Below are 827 nucleotides of genomic sequence, written 5' to 3'. Positions count from 1 at the left end.
GCGAGCGGCTGAACTTTGATATATTTTCTATGCAGATACCCGCAATTCAAAACTGGGCAAAAAATCAGACAGGCGTCGGGAACGGTCAGATGACGCTCGGCAAAGCGTTCGATAATACGTCGGTATATATCGGGAAATATTTCAGCGCGCCGATTTTCGGCGATATGCTGGTGCGTTTGGCATACGACGAAACCCACGCGCAGGGTTCCGATCTGCTTTTCCAGCCGGAATTCGGTTTTGCTATGGATTCGCCGTTCGCGCTAGTACGCTTGGCATTTGCACCGGAATTTGGGGGCAACAGAAGTTCGCTGCTGTCGTCAATGTGGGTGCCTGCGGCGTCAATTACGCTGTCGTGGAAAACTGCGTTTTAGAACAGGGAGTTTTTATGCATGCGACAACCGCACGGCATTTCTTTGCCGTGTCATTCCTGATTTCGGCTGCCGCTCTTTCCGCGCAGACGGAAGACTGGTATTACGGTAAAATCATCAAGGCGGTTGAATTTGAAGGGCTGCATAACGTAAAGCCTGCCGACCTCGACGGGGTAATAAAACCGTTCGTCGGCAAACCGTTCACCGACGGTTTGTATTCCGATTTGACGGGACGCCTCTACGCGCTAGACTATTTTGACGATATTAATCCGACCGCATACCCCGCCGACAGCACACGCGAGGCAGTGCGGCTCTCCTTTGCCGTGACGGAGCGTCCGGTGGTTTCTAAACTGCTTTTTTCCGGCAATAGCGGCGTGCATGCTTCCGAATTGCGGGAAACTGTCACAGTAAAAGAAAGCGACGTGTTTATCAAATCAAAAGTTCTGCTCGACGAAGACG

General features: G+C 51.6%; 2 protein-coding genes. Both read left to right on the top strand.

All coding sequences use genetic code 11. The features are described 5' to 3' along the window. The coding region (locus tag AWU74_RS06515; protein ID WP_238580211.1) for a hypothetical protein at positions 1-371 on the top strand (371 nt) is incomplete at its 5' end. 14 nt (positions 372-385) lie between these two features. Further along, positions 386-827: POTRA domain-containing protein (locus AWU74_RS06510; protein WP_306701038.1), on the top strand; the 442-nt coding region annotated here is incomplete at its 3' end.

It is taken from the genome of Treponema endosymbiont of Eucomonympha sp. (assembly GCF_001028545.1).
This window is presented reverse-complemented; position numbering and strand designations above follow the sequence as displayed.